This is a genomic window from Spiroplasma endosymbiont of Danaus chrysippus (genome assembly GCF_902809815.1).
Classification (GTDB): Bacteria; Bacillota_I; Bacilli_A; order Mycoplasmatales; family VBWQ01; genus Spiroplasma_E.
This window is the reverse complement of sequence record NZ_CADDIL010000004.1, coordinates 119,443-135,458: the sequence shown is the minus strand read 5'-3', so window position 1 is coordinate 135,458 and position 16,016 is coordinate 119,443. Positions and strand designations below refer to the sequence as shown.

Genomic DNA, 16,016 nt, shown 5'->3' with positions numbered 1-16,016 from the left:
CCTATATTTGTAATTATTCGTAAATTTTAAAATTAGGTGCTTGTGGATGAATAAAAATACGTTCAATTTTTTGTGCTTTATTTGTCTCATCATTAATAGTTAATAAAACGGCTGAAAATTGACCTTCACCATCAGCTGGACTAAATTTTGCCGGCATACTTTTTTTATCACGAATAATAACTTCTTCAGCTTTAGCACCAATAATAGAATAAAACGGACCTGTCATTCCAACATCGCTAATAAAAGCAGTACCTTTTGGTAATAAACGATTATCTGCTGTTTGAACATGAGTATGAGTTCCTACCACACAAGTAACTTGACCATCAAAATTTCAAGCAAAAGATAACTTTTCCGCTGTTGCTTCAGCATGAAAATCAATAATATGAATGTCACTTTTTTCTTCACTATTTTGTTTATCAATCGTAATAAGTTGTTCAAGAGCAAAATAAGGATTATCAGATTTATCCATGAAAGTACGACCAATTAAGTTTGTTACACGCACTTTTTTATTACCAACTTTAACTAAAATTGTACCATTACCTGGATGATAAGGATTATAATTTAAAGGACGCAATAAATCGGGAGTTGTATTAATATACTTGGCAACATCAGGATGACCAAAAATATGATTACCGGTAGTAATAATATCAATACCAGCATTTTTTAATTCATCATAGTGTTTTTTACATAATGATTTACCATGAGTAGTATTTTCACCATTCGCAACTACTAAATCAATCTTAAATTGATTTTCATATTCCTTTTTTATTTTAGGAATTCAATATTTAACCATTTGTCTACCAACAATACTGTAAATATCACCAATTATTAAAATTTTCATTAATTTCCACCTGCTTTATTCTATTTTATCAATTTCTTGTAAAACTTTAATAAAATTATACTTTTCCGTATATTTTTCATATATTACTTGTCGTTGTTTATATTTTTCATAAAGATGCAACTTACTTTCATATTTATTTAATAAAATAATAACTTTTTGTAGACTATCATGAACAGCCGTTCGTGATACTTTTTGTAAATCAGCGATTTCTTGTAAAGATAAATTCTCAATAAAGTAATTTGTAAAATATTGTTTTTGTTTTGCTGTTAATAATGTATTATAAAAAGCAAATAAACTATAATATAAAACTTGTTTTTCTAAACTATTCATTTTCATACTACACAAACAAATCACTTGTTAAACTAAAAATATACTTATCTAAATCAAACTCTTCCAAGTCATTAATACCTTCACCAAAACCCATTAATTTAACAGGAATATCTAATTCTTCCTTAATAGCAAGAATAATGCCACCTTTAGCAGTGCCATCCATTTTTGTTAAAATAATGCCAGTCAAAGAAACAATTTTCATAAATTCTTGCGCTTGATTAATACCATTTTGTCCAGTTGTACCATCAATTACTAACAATGTTTCATTAGCTTCATGTCCTAATTTCTGAGTAATAATTTTATTAATCTTTTTTAACTCCTGCATCAAATTAACTTTATTTTCTAATCTCCCTGCTGTATCAACAATAATAACATCACAACTTTCAGATTTAGCTGCTTCAATTCCAGCATAAACAACACTAGCTGGATCTTGCTTTGGTGTTCCTAAATAACAAGGAATACCAATTCTTTCTGCTCAAATTTGCAATTGTTCAACTGCACCAGCACGAAAAGTATCAGCAGCAACTAGAATTGGTTTTTTACCTTGTGTTTTTAATTTAGCTGCTAGTTTAGCTGCTGATGTTGTCTTACCATTACCATTAACACCAACAACTAAAAATAACGAAATATTATTACTACTAAAATTTAATCTTGTAGAAACTAACTGACCATCAGTATAAATAACAAACATTTTATCAATAATAATATCATTAATATCTTTTGGTTTTGTTAATTTTTGGATTTTAGCTTCATGACGAATTTCATCAGTAATAGTTTCTGCCATTTTGTATCCAACATCTGCTAAAATTAATACTTCAGTTAATTCTTCAAAATATTGTTCATCAAGTTGATGATAACGCGCTGCTAATGCTTTAATTTTAGATGCAAATAATGTTCTTGACTTTTTAAGGCCCTGATCATATTTAGTTGTCTTTTGACCAAATAATTTTGTCTTTAAATTTTTAAAAAATGCCATATTTTCACCTACATTGTTTATTATACCAATAAATAACTAGTTATTTATGACATTAATACTTTAATTTTATTAAAATATTAATAGTACGATTTAAAAGTTTTATTTAATAAGTAATTTATTATATTTTAATTTAATAATAAATCCAAAAAATATCAATCAATTTTTTCGGGCGCATAACTTTAACCCTTGGAATCATAATTGGATAAAAAAGAACGATAGTTATATCGTTCTTTTTTTGTTAAAAGATTAAAACTTAATAAAACTGTCGTAGAAGTCTAATAGTGAGTACGAAATGTAAATACTTCTATATCAGAATAAAAGAGCATTTAATGTTAAGTAAGTTAAAATGTTACACTGTATCGCTTAATGTAATTATAGATTAATTTGAATAGCCTTATTATGGCTCAGTAAAGAACCCATTAATCTAATTAATAATTACATTTGTATTATTTAAAAAAATAGGGGNAAGATTAAAACTTAATAAAACTGTCGTAGAAGTCTAATAGTGAGTACTTTATGTAAATACTTCTATATCAGAATAAAAGAGCATTTAATGTTAAGTAAGTTAAAATGTTACACTGTATCGCTTAATGTAATTATAGATTAATTTGAATAGCCTCACTATGGCTCAGTAAATACCCCATTAATCTAATTAACAATTACATTTGTATTATTTAAAAAAATAGGGGGTTTTATATATAAATACATACCTCATTAACAATATCATAACACAATAAAAAAAATAAAGGAGAAAAATAAATATGAAATATATTTACTTATTAAAATATGAAGTTAATTATACTGGTCAAATAAAATATAAGGCTTTTTCTACAGTTGAAAATGCTACTAACTTTCATAGAAATTATAAACATCATTTATTCAAAGATGCTTATATTGAAAAATATGAAATATTAGTAATGGAATTAGACATAAATTTTAATAATAAGGAATTAAATAAAAAACTTAATTAAATTAATGAAAGGTAAAAATATTTATGGAATGTAGAGAATATAGAATGGTTGGTTCTTGTGATAGATGTAGAAAACAATCTTCAATTGGTAATAGATTATGTAATAAATGTTTTTGAATATTAATAGGTAGAAAAAAATATGAGTAAATTAATTTTTAAAAAAGAAACTCATCAATATTTTTTAGATGATAAAGAATTAATATCAGTTTCTAAAATTATTGATAATTATTTAGGTTTTGGATATAGTCATATATCACCAGAAGTATTAAAAAATGCTTCAAATCGTGGTAAATGAGTTCATAAACTTAATGAATTATATTTACAAAATATTAATCAAGAAAATATTATTAATAATTTATTAAAAAAATTAAAACCAATAACAAATTCAATAAATTATTTTTATTGTAAAAAATCACTTATGTTTTTAAAAGAAAAATTTAAAGATAAAAATTATTATGAATTTATTATAGAAAAACCTATTGCTGATAATTTAGTTGCTGGAACACCAGATTTAGTTTATTTAGATAAAAAAGAAAATAAATATTATTTAGTAGATTATAAAACTTATGCTTTTATTGATGAAGATAAATTAAAAAGAATTAAATTACAATTAACTGCTTATTATTGTATGTTACTTTTTAATGATATAAATCCATCTAATAAAACCTATGTTTATTTAAGTAATAAAAATAATCAGCAAGAAATAAAAATAGAAATAACAAATGAATTAATAATCGAATGAATGAATGCAAAAACAAAATATTTTAAAGGAGAAGATGAAAATGATTAAAAAAATACCTGAGAATAAAGAAAAAATGAGAATTTTAAAACAAGATTTAAAATATAAAGAAATGTGTTTACATAAATATTTTTTATTTACTTTTCAAGATAATGAACCAGAACAAAATATATTTATTTGAAATATGATTAAAGATTTACAAGAAGATATTAAGTTTATTAAAAGTCAAATAAACCTTTATAGAGAAAGAATATTTATAGACTTTAATAATGATTGCGAAGATTTAAACTGACTTAAATTCAAAGAAATGCAAAAAGAAGAAAATAATCAATAAATGTAATTTTTTATATTATTGCTATGAACATCAAAAATACGAATGTTGTCAAAATAATTTATGTTGAGATTGTAAAAAAATAAATTAATAAGGAGAAATAAAAATGATTAATGAAAAAACAATTAAAGAAAAAACTATTTATTCTTGTAATTCAATTGAATTTGATAAATTACCTAAAAAATTAGATAGTAATCAAAATAATTGAATTGAAATTAATAGTCATTTAATAGTTAATCCTAGTAAAAATATTGAAGTACATTTAGATAATAGATTTAAAACAATTAAAAAATGATAGGAGTAACTTATGGATAAAAAAAGTTCTGGTATGGATAAATCAATTTTAATTTTATTAAAACATATAGGAAAAATTAATAAAAAATTAGATGAAATTTTAGAATTATTAAATAAAAAAGGAGAAGAAAATAATGAGTAATAATAATAAAAATGAATTAAAAATTCCTAATTTTATTAAAAGTAATAAAGAAGAATTATTAAAATTTAGAAATTATTATGAAATAATTAGAAATTCTAGTAAAGATTTAAGAAATATGAATCAACAAAGTTTATTTAATGCTTTATTTAATTTATATAAATTAAATCTTTCAATTAATCCTATTAAAAAAGAATTAGCATTAATTCCTTATGGTGATGAATTACAAGTTCAAATTCAAGAAGATGGTTGATTAACATTATTACAAAGAACTGGATTAGTTGTTGATTTTCAAAGAGAAAAAATAACATCAGCACATAAATTTAATAAAGAAAATAATAAATGGGAAATTAATCCAGCATTAATTTTTGAAAGAAAAACTATTAATACAATTGGTTATTATTGTTATATTTCACTTTTAGATAAAAATGGTAAAATTAATAATTTTTATAAAGGAATGACTGTTGAAGAATGTCAAGAATGAAGAAAAAAATTTAGTAAAACTAAGCGTGAAGATAGTCCTTGAAATACTAGTTTTGACCAAATGGCATTAAAAACTGTAGTTAAAGCACTTATTCGTGAAATTAATAAAACACCAATTATAGTATTAAATAATCAAGATGATATTAATTTAGCACTTCAATTAGACCAAGGTGTAGTAATTGATGAAGAAACTATTGCTTATAAAGATAATACTGGTGATGAAGTTAAAATTATTAATTCAAATAATAATATTGATAATACTGATATAAATTCTACTTTATCAAAATTAAAAGAATTAGAAAAAGAAGAAGAAATTATAGAAAATTTTGAAGTGTAGTATGAATAAAGAAAAATTAATTATTTGATTAAATAAGCAAATTAATATTTGTTTATGTGACTCTTTAAAAGAAGCAGGTAAACTTACTGCTTATTATAAAATACTTGAATTTATAGAAAAAGGTGAATTTGATAATGACTAAACAAGATATTTTAGAAATAATAGATAAATTAAAAGAATTAAAAAACTTAGATGGAATAACTATAAATATAAAAATTGAAGATATTAACATTGAAAATAATTAATATTTAGGCATTTGACATATATCCTTTCTAACTCCTATTCCCTATTTTTTATTCTTGCTTAAAATATGTCAATGTAAGTCCTAATAATTTTATACCTATACAGAACGAAACTATAGAATTATTAAAATTTGGATAACATTATAATTCTATAGTCCACCGTTTGTTACGGTGCTGATGAGTTCATAAAAGGATGTGAAATAATGAGAAATATTAGAACTGAATGATTTTATAATGAAAAAAGTCCAAAAGAAATCAAATGTCCAACAGTAGCATTATTAAAAAATAAAGAAGATGCTTTATGTTATTTATTAGCATTAAATTTATATCCAAAATTATATCCACAATATATTTATTATTCATGAATATTAGAAAATAATCAAACTGGATATTTAAGTATAGTTGGAAATAATAGAGATACTATTGGAAATATGCAATTTAAATTTATAAAAGGAGAATAGAAAATGCCAAATACAGAAAACCAAAACTCAAATTATACTTTATTAAAATTAATAAGAACTGGAATTGCACCATTAAGTGCAATGATAGGAACATCTTCATATTATGGTCAATTAATAGATAATCCTATTTTAGGAAGTATAAATGCTTTATTATTTAGTAAAAAACTTGGAATTGATATTTGAAATATTAATCAAATTCCAAGTTTAAAAAGTAAATTATTAAATTCAAGTAAAAAAATAGGATTAGGGTTAGGAACAATTGGATTAGTTAATTATGCAAAATTTACTAATGCAGATATTAATCCTAATCCAACAGAAAATGTAATAACAACTACTACTGTTGACCCATTTCCACCAGATTTATTATTTAGTAATCATGATACTATTGATAATCATTTAATGGATTGAGATACATATATATCTTTAAATTCATATGGTATTGCCAATTTGGTTGCTGGAATTACTGAGTTAATACCTAATAAATTTGAAGCAATAAGAAAGATATGTAATATGGCTACTGGTGGTTGTTTGATTAGTAGTGGTGTAGCAATGGGTATAAATAATGATTTTATGAATGCTTATGCAGTACCTACCATAATTGCTGGTGCAAGTGAAATTATTCATAATTTATTACCTATGGAAACAACTAATCATATTGAAGAAATGCAAGAAACACCATTTAATAATGAAACTACAAGATTAATTAATGATAATAGATTCACAATTAATAGTGAAACAACTAGTCAATATGGTAGTGATAATATGAGCGAAGTACCATTAAATAATGATAATGCTTCATTAAATTGAGATTATAATCACATGAGGGAATGTTTAGTAATCTGTGTGACTTACAAAAATAACTATGTTTAATTAATTCTAGTAAATATAATTTATATATCTAGAAAGAGTGAGTTACAGATGGCTAAAAAAGATAATCTTAATAACAATGATCCAATATCAAAAGCAGTAGATTTATTATTAGAAAATACTGAGGATTTAACAACAGTTTTTAAAGAGGGAGGCTTATATAAAGAATTAACTAAACGATTGGTAGAAAAAATGTTGAATTCTGAGATGCAAAATTATTTAGGACACGAAAGAAATCAACGCAGTAATAATGACAATGTTCGTAATGGTACAACATCAAAAAAATTAATAACTCAACAAGGTAAAATTGAAATTGATGTACCAAGAGATCGCAATAGTAATTTTGAACCAGTAATAATCACAAAAAGACAGAGAAGATTTGATGGTTTTGATCAACAAGTTCTTTCACTATATGCAAAAGGTATGACTTTATCAGATATTAGAATGCAGTTGCAAGAGTTATATGATGGCGCAGATATTAGCGAAAGCGTAATTAGTCAAATTACTGATGATGTCATTGATGATGTCAAAGCATGGCAAAATCGTCCATTAGATAGTGTTTATCCAATCATTTATTTTGATTGTATCGTAGTTAAAGTACGTCAGGATAAACGTATTATTAACAAATCAGTTTATATAGCTTTAGGAGTTGATTTAGAAGGTAAAAAAGATGTTTTAGGTTTATGAATTAGTGAAAATGAAGGTGCTAAATTCTGATTAAATAATTTTACAGAAATGAAAAATCGAGGCTTAAATGATATTCTTATTGCTTGTAGTGATAATTTAACAGGCATGTCAGAGGCAATACAATCAGTTTATCCTAAAACTGAACATCAATTATGCATAGTTCATCAAATTAGAAATAGCTTAAAATATGTTTCATACAAACATCGAAAGTCTCTAGTTATCGATTTAAAGCCAATTTATACAGCATGTAGTGAAGAACAAGCAATGCAAGCTTTAGAATCATTTGAAAGTAAATGAAATAAACAATATCCACAAATTGCTAAATCTTGATATAAAAATTGAGAAAATTTAATGGTTTTTATTAGTTATCCAGCAGAAATTAAAAGGGTAATTTATACTACAAATGCTATTGAATCTGTTAATAGCCAATTACGAAAAGTTATTAGAAATAAAAAAGTTTTTCCTAATGATATGGCAGTTTTTAAAATTTTTTACTTAGCAATTGAAAATATCACAAAAAAATGAACATTGCCTATTCAAAATTGAAATACAGCAATTGCTCATTTTATGATAAAATTTGAAGACAGAATTAATCTGAACTAGTACTTTGTAAAACAAAGAAACACAGATTACTAAAAAGCCTCATATTTTTTTCTAATTCATAATTTCATGAATTTTCATTAATAATAATGACAGAAATATTCTTATATTTATCTAAATTATAATTACTATAGATATTTACCTTTTCAATTAATATACAAGGTTTTTGATTTAGTAAATGAAGCTTAAAATTATTACTTAAGTTATTTTTTAGGGAAATAATTAAAATATTAGGGAAATTTACTTTTATAAATGAAGTTATTTGAATTTTATTAGCATAGGAGTCATCAATTAAGAATATATATAAGGGAATGTTTCAGTTCTCATTTGCTATAAAACTTTTATGAAAAGTAATTATTAAAAATTTATTTTGTAAAAGATTAAGATTGGGAAAATAATTATTTTTTAATTGCGAATTTATAATAAAAAGGAGTTGTTGCCCTCATTGGTACTCACTTTCTATTTTAAAAGTATCATCCAAGGCAAAACTAATATCACTATAATAATTAAATTGTAATTTAAATCAATTATCACTAAGAAAACTATTCAAATACTTTTAAAAGTATTTGAATATAAAGACACCTGATATTCATAAGTAATAAAAGAAAATATTTTTTGAGTAATGTTACTAATTTCTGAAGTTATATTTGGAAATAATTGACTGTCAACTTTAATATTAAGTAAACAAATGAAATTAAAATAATTGGTTTCAAACTTATCAAACTCGATAGCAAACTCTTTAGCAATTATTAATCTAAAATGTTCGACTTCTTTTTTTATACTTAAGTTTAAATTAAATTCAATTTGTTCATCTTTTTCAAGAAAAAAATTAAGTTTAATCTTTCATACATGAATTGTTAAAAATCATATTAGTTGATCATCATAATATTTTTTATAACCGATATTGATCATTATAATTTCTATTTTTTTGTATATATAGGTTAGGACTTTATCATTAGTTAAGAGAATTTTTTTATCTTTACTAATAAGTTTTATAATAATAATAGCGGTTATAAATCTTAAATGTCATTCATAACCATCTAATTGAAACCCTTTATTATGTTCAAATTTTAATTTTAATCTTAAATTTTGTTCAAAGAAAAAGTTATTCAAGTAAATAATGTCTTTTTTTAAATTATACTTATTTGTGTTACTTATATTGATAAAGTCACTCACTACTTAAATATTTTTTTGTCATACACATATTAAGAACAAATTACTCATTCTAACAAAAGGATATTCATTGGATATGTGGATAAACTGTGTAAGCAAAGTATTTATTGCTATTATTTCATTGTCACCATTAATTACAAAGTAATCTTGCTTTCTGGAAATATTACAATTACTAATTTTTATTAACATTGTATTAATAAAAGTAATATTTCTTTGTAAAGTTCGAAATGTAACATTAAATTTTTTCATTAGAAATGCTATATTAACCGAACAAGAATACTGAAAATATTTTAATATTTCAATGATACGCCACATTAAAACTGCCCCCGTTATCCTAATTGAAAGATTAAATGAAATTTTCCTTTTCAAAAAATAAAATAGTCACCTTTTGAGTGACAAAATTATTGTTCTTAAATTATTTTTATATGTTATAATGCTCGCCAAATAAATAGCATTCTTCATTTATTATTAATATCTTTAATAAATTTGTAATTATATTGTGGTAAATACTTTTTAATAAGAATAGTTAGTGCTTCTTTTTGATCAAAACCAAATTCAAATGCTAATAAAAAAGATTTTTCTAAAACTGCATGACATTGTTGAAAAATTACTTCGTAAAAATATAATCCTTTATGATCAGCAAATAAAGCTAATTTTGGTTCATATTGTAAATTATGTTTTGAAAAAGTATTTGCTGTCTCATCAATATATGGTGGATTTGAAACAATAATATTAAATTTATGATTTTTAAGATTTGTAAATATATCGCTTTCAACAAAATTAATATTTTTTAGGTTAAAATTATCGTTATTAATCTTAGCAATAGTTAATGCATCTTTGCTAATATCACTTGCTACTATATTTCAATTAGGTTTCTTTAACGCTAAACTAATAGCAATAGCACCACTGCCTGTCCCTAAATCTAATACTTTTAAATTATCATTATTAAAAATGTTTTGCGCATAGACAAAAACATTTTTAACTAGTTCTTCAGTTTCATTACGAGGAATTAATACTCTATTATCAACAACAAACTTATGATCAAGAAATCATTGATAACCAATAATATATTGTAAAGGATAGCCAGCAACAAATTTTTTAACTAGTTGTAAATATGATTCTAAAAAATCTATTGCTATTGTTTGACTAAGATTTGCATATAATCAAGATAAATCTTTATTAATAAACTTTAATAAAATTATCTTATTAATTTGTTCATTTTTTTTATTAATTTTTTTTGCTAATAAAAGATAATCTCTATAAGTCATTAATTTATACTCCAAAAATAAATATTTTATTGAAAATTAACAGATGAATTATTATTTCTTGAAGTTTTTTTTATTAAATTATTAACAACGAGAATTAAAACAATAATACTAAAAATAAATAAAAAACTAATTGTTAATAAACAAATAATTGGAAAAAGAATAATGTAACTACAAATACTAATAATAAAACCAAAATTATTAATATTAATATTTCGTAAAAATTCTAAATTTTTTCATAATAAATAATGAAAAATTAAACTAGATGCACTAGCAAATCATAATGTTAAAACTAAAAATAAAATGTGAATAATACCACTACTAAAAGTTAATGTAATAAACGTTCCTAATGCCGCATATAAAAAAATAACTGATATTAAAAACAAAATTTTTGTTCTAGAGTCTAAAATCTTAAAATCCATAATAATTTCTTCCTTTTTTACTTTAATACTGTAATATTTTCATCAATATTTTCTAATTTTTCTTTTTGTTCACTACTAATTAAAGCAATAATAATTTCATCAATATTACCTTCCATAATACGATCTAACTTTAATAAAGATAATCCAATTCGATGATCGGTTACTCTATTTTGTGGATAATTGTATGTTCTAATTTTTTCTGAACGATCACCGCTACCAACAGCTGTTTTTCTTAAACTACCAATTCTTCCCTGTTCTTCTTCAACTTTTTTTTCATAAAGTTTAGCTCTTAATACCCGCATTGCTTTATCTTTATTATCATGTTGACTTCGTCCGTCCTGTGAAGTTACAACAACACCTGTTGGAATATGAATAATTCTAATTGCTGAATCGGTAGTATTAACATGTTGACCACCAGCACCACTAGAACGATAAGTATCAATTCTTAAATCAGAATTATTTATTTTAATTTCAACTTCATTAACTTCTGGCAATACAGCAACCGTTGCAATTGAAGTATGAACTCGTCCTTGTGATTCGGTTTTTGGAATTCTCTGAACACGATGTCCACCAGCTTCAAACTTTAATTTAGCAAATACATGTTTACCTTTAATCATAAAAGCAATATAACTAAATCCACCATTTATTGCTTCTTTTGCTTCAATAGTTTCAATTTTTCATCGTTGAATTTCACAATACTTACTATACATACGATATAAATCACCAGCAAAAATATTTGCTTCATCGCCACCAACAGCTCCTCTAATTTCAATAATAACATTTTTATCATCATTTATATCTTTAGGAATTAGTGTTAGTTTTAATTCATTTTCTGCTTTTTCTAATTCAATTTCATTTGCTTTAATATCCATTTTAAGCATTTCACAAAGTTCTTGATCCTGTTCGGTTGCTAATGCCTTTTTTGCTTCAATAATTTCTTTGTTAATTTTTTCATATTTTCAATATTGTTCAATAATTGGTTCTAATCTACTATGTTCTTTTGTTAATTCAGTGTATTTATCACGAGGAATTAATTCGGGATTTTCTAATTGCTTTTCAATTTCACTATATTTTTTAGTAAGTTGCATTAACTGTTCTAATGTTTTTTCATTCATAATATCACACCTGATTTATCTATTCTGATTATTTGTTAAGACACGATGATCACTACGACATCGAGCTTCATATTGTTCTTGCGCACCAATTAAAATAATTTCATCATCATATCTAGCTTCCCGGCCATTAATAATACGTTGTGTTCTTGTTGCTGCTTTACCACATTTTACACAAACAGCATCTAATTTAGTTACAAATTCTGCTAAAGCTAATAATTCTTTAGTAACAGGAAATGGTTCACCACGAAAATCTTGATCTAAACCTGCAACAATAACTTGCTTATTTTGATTTGCTAATGTTTTAATCACTTCAATAATTGATGGTTTAAAAAATTGTACTTCATCAATTGCAACTGCTTCTATTTCTTTATCTATATGTTTTAATATTTGCATTGGATCATCAATTACTATCGCTGTGATAGATACTCCTTTATGACTTACTACTTTTTTAGCATCATAACGAATATCAACCTTGGGTTTAAAAACTAGCACTTTGCGTTTAGCATACTGTAAACGATTTATACGTCGCATAAACTCTTCGGTTTTTCCAGCAAACATACAACCAGTAATTACTTCAATTCATCCCTCATTATAACGACTATACATTTATATCCAACTCCATCTCTAATTTTAATTGTTTGTTAATTCTGGTGATTTACTAGCAATTTTATCTAAACTATCAATCAATTTTTCAACTTCATTAATATTTTGTAAATATGCACCAGCTGCTGTCTGATGTCCACCACCACCAAACTTTGCAATAGCATCATTAATTATTCATCTTGCACTACGAACACTAACTTTAATTTTACTATTCATTTGATCATAAGCAGCAATTAATCAAATTTTAATACCATCAATATTTGACATTACATTAACTTGGCTAGTTAAATCTTCTCTAGTTAAAACAACTTCGCCTTTAATATTTAATATTTTATTTTGACTAATAATTTTTGTTTGTAAGTCAGTAATTATTTTATCGTTAAATATTATATAAGCAACACCATTATCAGTAATTTTAAAATTTGATAATATATATCCTTTCAATCTTGCGATTTTTAAATTTTGAATATATAAACTTTGATATAAGTCTAATAAATTAAAATTTTGTTTAACTAAAAAACTAGCAACCTGAAAAGTTTCTTCATTAACAGAGCGATACAAAAATCTACCAGAATCAGTAACTAAACCAAGAAATAAATTTCTAGCTGCTAAAGCTGAAACTTTTAAATTCAATACTTGTGCTCATTTTGCCACTACTTGGCAAGCAGCAGAAGCCTTTTCTTCAATTAAATCAATATCACCATATTTATCAACAATTGGATGATGATCAATTTTAATTATCTTTTTTCCTTCTTCTCAAAATTGACCACTAATTCGTTCACGATTAGCTGTATCAGTGACTATTACTAGTGCATTTTCATAATCTTCTTTTTTAACAAAAGTTGGTTGTGGAAATAATGATGCCATATGTTCATTTGTTTCACCTGGAACAAGTACTTTTTTATTTTGAAAATTATCTTCAATAATTTTTTTTAATCCTCATTGTGAACCCAAAGCATCTCCATCAGGATTAATATGACGATGAATAATAATTGGATTACTGATTTTTATTAATTCATAAATTGCTTGTGCTTCTTTTTTAAACTTATTCATATTATATATCCTTTCTTTTATCATGTACCAATTAATTGCTTTGTTTCATCATCAAAAACAAAAATTGAATTTTTAGTAATACTAATTCAACCAACAGTTCCCACTTCTAAATTATCATTATTATTTGTTAAAACTTCAAATTGTTCTGATTTAGTAGTTTCAACCAATAAATATGCTTTTTTATCATCAACTTTAGTAATATTTTTAATAACACCATTAATAATAATTGAATTTTTTAAAAAAGTAAATCGTGGTTTCTTTGCACTAAACAAAATGGCATTTGATTTAAAAGCAATAGTAGAAGCAGTTTTAACATCAAACTTACCTAAATTTACATTATAAAAATATAAATTATGAGCATTTCATTCTCCCTTTGCAATATTAATATGCTGTTCATTTATTTCTTTCAATAAATTTAAAGATAATGGTTTATCAGTGATTTCACTAACATTTCCTTGTTGAATAATTATTTCATTTTCAATAACAGTAACATTAGTCGCTAATAAATTAATATCAACTTGATTATTAGTTGTAAAAATAATAATTATTTTCAAAAATTTTTGTAATTTTTTAATTCAATTTGCTAATTGTTCTTTATTATCAACATTTAAAAGTTCAAATGGGTTATGTAAAATTAAAATTTTAGTAGGTACAATTAATTGTTGAATGATTTTTATTATTTGTCGCTCTACTATTGTTAATTGTGTTAAACGTAGTGACAATAAATGACTTAGTTCTAAATGTTTAAATATCATAACAATATTTTCACTAATTAAATCACGGACATCAATTAACTGTGAATATAAAGTTTGTAATTGTTGTTGATATGTTTTTTTATCTTGTAACTGTGGATTTTTTAAAATTTTATCATGATAAATTTTAATTTCATCTTTAATATTTTTTAAAAGTAAATGCATTTCATCTGGTAAAAGTTGCATTGCCACAAAATCTTGTTTCATATTAAATTTAATTCTTTGTACTTCTGCTAAGTCAATTCACTGGTCTAAAATTTGATCAATTTGACTACGAGTACATTTAATTTGTTGATATGAAACTAAATGATTAAGTTCGCTATTAAAATTTTGATTATGATTATTACAAGTTTTTAACGTAGTTCTAATTTCACTTCTAGTAGTACTAATCTCTCTATTTAAATAATTATTTATTTCTTTAATAACAAAACTAATTTCTCGTAGTTGAAACTCTCATTTTCTTTCTTTTGGTGGATTACATCCACAAAAACATGGTCCCACTAAACTTTCCAAACTAGAAATACGATCTTGCAAAGATTGTAAAAATAATAAGTTATTATTTGCAGTAATATTTTTTTCTTCGGCAGTAAATTTTTTAATTAGAATATCTGTTAATTTTTCACTTCCAGCAAAATTAAATTTCTCTTGAGCAAAGTTTTTATGAAAATGATTAATTTGATATTGATATTCTTTAATAAAATTATTACGAGTGCTTTGTGTTTCATTAATAAAATTTTTAATAATATTAATTAATTTTTCTTTAAAATAACCACTGTCTAAATTTAAACCTGTATTTTTTAAGTTTTCAATATCAGTCTTAATTTTTTGATTAATATTGCTTATTTCTTGTAAAAAGGGTTTATTAGTAATTGCTGTTCTTGCTAAGTTACGTTGAATACTAAATAATTTATTTCAACTCTGTAAATGCATACTAACATAAACCATTTTTCGTTCAAAACCAATACTATTATAAGTAACATCAATATCATCAATTAAAATTTTACCCTCCATAATAGCAGAAGAACCTGCTAGAGCATTAATTAATTTTTCAATATTATCTTCATCATTACTAAAAATTGCCAAGCAACTAGGATATTTTCCTTCAAAACTTCAATCTTTTACGGCTTTTTCAACGGATAAATTAATAATACTAAAATTAAAGTTACTAGTTTGCTCAGTATTATATCTAATATCTTTACTTATTACCAATTTATTAAAATCAGATGATTTTTCCATAAAACCATTCCCTACCTTAAAGTTTTTTATTTCATATACTATTAAAATTATATTCTATATTTATTGGGTTGTATACATACAATATTTTAACTTAATTAAT

At 23.7% G+C, this 16,016-nt stretch carries 21 protein-coding genes; 11 read left to right on the top strand and 10 right to left on the bottom strand.

Features of this window, described 5'->3' with window-relative positions:
- Positions 1 to 13: 13 nt before the first annotated feature.
- The 3 genes from SPIRDC1_RS05935 to ftsY are packed head-to-tail and all read right to left on the bottom strand — an operon-like array spanning position 14 to position 2,147.
- The gene (locus tag SPIRDC1_RS05935; protein WP_174480992.1) at positions 14 to 841 is read right to left on the bottom strand and encodes a TIGR00282 family metallophosphoesterase; all 828 of its coding nucleotides are present in this window, start codon (positions 839 to 841) and stop codon (positions 14 to 16) included.
- 15 nt (positions 842 to 856) lie between these two features.
- A complete protein-coding gene (gene ylxM / locus SPIRDC1_RS05930; protein ID WP_233214991.1) occupies positions 857 to 1,177 on the bottom strand; it encodes a YlxM family DNA-binding protein in 321 nt (106 codons plus the stop codon).
- Position 1,178: 1 nt separating this feature from the next.
- Positions 1,179 to 2,147, bottom strand: coding sequence for a signal recognition particle-docking protein FtsY (gene ftsY, locus SPIRDC1_RS05925; RefSeq protein ID WP_174480991.1), 969 nt, complete (start codon positions 2,145 to 2,147; stop codon positions 1,179 to 1,181).
- Positions 2,148 to 2,908: 761 nt separating this feature from the next.
- On the opposite strand from ftsY, the gene SPIRDC1_RS05920 reads away from it, so the two are divergent.
- From SPIRDC1_RS05920 to SPIRDC1_RS05880, 11 genes are all read left to right on the top strand, one after another.
- Positions 2,909 to 3,118, top strand: a complete 210-nt coding sequence (locus SPIRDC1_RS05920) for a hypothetical protein (RefSeq protein ID WP_174480357.1) — start codon at positions 2,909 to 2,911, stop codon at positions 3,116 to 3,118.
- Between the two features lie 23 nt (positions 3,119 to 3,141).
- On the top strand, positions 3,142 to 3,264 hold the full coding sequence (locus tag SPIRDC1_RS10315) for a hypothetical protein (RefSeq protein WP_255495898.1): 123 nt from the start codon (positions 3,142 to 3,144) through the stop codon (positions 3,262 to 3,264).
- The gene (locus SPIRDC1_RS05915) at positions 3,257 to 3,907 is read left to right on the top strand and encodes a PD-(D/E)XK nuclease family protein (RefSeq protein ID WP_174480990.1); all 651 of its coding nucleotides are present in this window, start codon (positions 3,257 to 3,259) and stop codon (positions 3,905 to 3,907) included. The genes SPIRDC1_RS10315 and SPIRDC1_RS05915 overlap by 8 nt, the downstream gene beginning before the upstream one ends.
- Positions 3,900 to 4,190, top strand: a complete 291-nt coding sequence (locus tag SPIRDC1_RS05910; protein WP_174480989.1) for a hypothetical protein — start codon at positions 3,900 to 3,902, stop codon at positions 4,188 to 4,190. The genes SPIRDC1_RS05915 and SPIRDC1_RS05910 overlap by 8 nt, the downstream gene beginning before the upstream one ends.
- 103 nt (positions 4,191 to 4,293) lie before the next feature.
- Positions 4,294 to 4,485 carry a hypothetical protein gene (locus SPIRDC1_RS05905; RefSeq protein ID WP_174480988.1) on the top strand — a complete coding sequence of 64 codons (192 nt, stop codon included), beginning with the start codon at positions 4,294 to 4,296 and terminating at the stop codon, positions 4,483 to 4,485.
- A 9-nt stretch (positions 4,486 to 4,494) separates the two neighbouring features.
- The gene (locus SPIRDC1_RS10310; protein WP_255495922.1) at positions 4,495 to 4,623 is read left to right on the top strand and encodes a hypothetical protein; all 129 of its coding nucleotides are present in this window, start codon (positions 4,495 to 4,497) and stop codon (positions 4,621 to 4,623) included.
- Positions 4,616 to 5,440, top strand: coding sequence for a RecT family recombinase (locus tag SPIRDC1_RS05900; protein WP_174480987.1), 825 nt, complete (start codon positions 4,616 to 4,618; stop codon positions 5,438 to 5,440). The genes SPIRDC1_RS10310 and SPIRDC1_RS05900 overlap by 8 nt, the downstream gene beginning before the upstream one ends.
- A 1-nt stretch (position 5,441) precedes the next feature.
- Entirely contained in the window at positions 5,442 to 5,582 is a 141-nt protein-coding gene (locus SPIRDC1_RS05895; RefSeq protein WP_174480986.1) for a hypothetical protein, read from the top strand.
- A gap of 303 nt (positions 5,583 to 5,885) precedes the next feature.
- Positions 5,886 to 6,143, top strand: a complete 258-nt coding sequence (locus SPIRDC1_RS05890; RefSeq protein WP_174480985.1) for a hypothetical protein — start codon at positions 5,886 to 5,888, stop codon at positions 6,141 to 6,143.
- A 3-nt stretch (positions 6,144 to 6,146) separates the two neighbouring features.
- On the top strand, positions 6,147 to 7,013 hold the full coding sequence (locus SPIRDC1_RS05885; protein ID WP_174480984.1) for a hypothetical protein: 867 nt from the start codon (positions 6,147 to 6,149) through the stop codon (positions 7,011 to 7,013).
- A gap of 48 nt (positions 7,014 to 7,061) precedes the next feature.
- Positions 7,062 to 8,300, top strand: a complete 1,239-nt coding sequence (locus SPIRDC1_RS05880) for an IS256 family transposase (RefSeq protein WP_174479940.1) — start codon at positions 7,062 to 7,064, stop codon at positions 8,298 to 8,300.
- 456 nt (positions 8,301 to 8,756) lie between these two features.
- Here the strand turns inward: SPIRDC1_RS05880 and SPIRDC1_RS05875 are convergent, their stop codons facing one another.
- The 7 genes from SPIRDC1_RS05875 to SPIRDC1_RS05845 all read right to left on the bottom strand — a co-directional run bounded on the left by SPIRDC1_RS05875 (position 8,757) and on the right by SPIRDC1_RS05845 (position 15,916).
- Positions 8,757 to 9,473, bottom strand: a complete 717-nt coding sequence (locus tag SPIRDC1_RS05875; RefSeq protein ID WP_174480983.1) for a hypothetical protein — start codon at positions 9,471 to 9,473, stop codon at positions 8,757 to 8,759.
- Between the two features lie 425 nt (positions 9,474 to 9,898).
- Entirely contained in the window at positions 9,899 to 10,738 is an 840-nt protein-coding gene (gene prmC, locus SPIRDC1_RS05870) for a peptide chain release factor N(5)-glutamine methyltransferase (RefSeq protein ID WP_174480982.1), read from the bottom strand.
- A 26-nt stretch (positions 10,739 to 10,764) separates the two neighbouring features.
- Positions 10,765 to 11,157 carry a hypothetical protein gene (locus SPIRDC1_RS05865; RefSeq protein ID WP_174480981.1) on the bottom strand — a complete coding sequence of 131 codons (393 nt, stop codon included), beginning with the start codon at positions 11,155 to 11,157 and terminating at the stop codon, positions 10,765 to 10,767.
- A gap of 17 nt (positions 11,158 to 11,174) precedes the next feature.
- Positions 11,175 to 12,272 carry a peptide chain release factor 1 gene (gene prfA / locus SPIRDC1_RS05860; RefSeq protein ID WP_174480980.1) on the bottom strand — a complete coding sequence of 366 codons (1,098 nt, stop codon included), beginning with the start codon at positions 12,270 to 12,272 and terminating at the stop codon, positions 11,175 to 11,177.
- 15 nt (positions 12,273 to 12,287) lie between these two features.
- Positions 12,288 to 12,878, bottom strand: a complete 591-nt coding sequence (locus tag SPIRDC1_RS05855) for a thymidine kinase (RefSeq protein ID WP_174480979.1) — start codon at positions 12,876 to 12,878, stop codon at positions 12,288 to 12,290.
- A gap of 24 nt (positions 12,879 to 12,902) precedes the next feature.
- Positions 12,903 to 13,928, bottom strand: a complete 1,026-nt coding sequence (locus SPIRDC1_RS05850; RefSeq protein WP_174480978.1) for a DHH family phosphoesterase — start codon at positions 13,926 to 13,928, stop codon at positions 12,903 to 12,905.
- Positions 13,929 to 13,945: 17 nt separating this feature from the next.
- A complete protein-coding gene (locus SPIRDC1_RS05845) occupies positions 13,946 to 15,916 on the bottom strand; it encodes an ATP-binding cassette domain-containing protein (protein WP_174480977.1) in 1,971 nt (656 codons plus the stop codon).
- Between the last annotated feature and the right edge of the window lie 100 nt (positions 15,917 to 16,016).